Source organism: Thalassotalea agariperforans (assembly GCF_053470345.1).
In genome coordinates, this window is sequence record NZ_JBQMWH010000054.1 from 1 (window position 1) to 255 (window position 255).

The following is a 255-nucleotide window of genomic DNA, read 5'->3' on the forward strand; positions in this document are numbered from 1 at the left end:
ATGGTCCCCCCATATTCAGTCAAGATTTCACGTGTCTCGACCTACTCGATTTCACTTTAAGGTTGCTGTCGTGTACGGGACTATCACCCTGTATCGTTGTCCTTTCCAGAACATTCCACTAGCGCCCTAAAAGCTTAAGGGCTGATTCGCGTTCGCTCGCCGCTACTAACGAAATCTCGGTTGATTTCTTTTCCTCGGGGTACTTAGATGTTTCAGTTCTCCCGGTTTGCCTCACTTAGCTATGAATTCACTAAG

1 rRNA gene is annotated in these 255 nt (G+C 47.1%); it reads right to left on the reverse strand.

Going from position 1 to position 255, the window contains the following annotated elements:
- Positions 1–255: ribosomal RNA gene (locus ACSLUO_RS17785) — 23S ribosomal RNA — on the reverse strand; the annotation flags it as partial.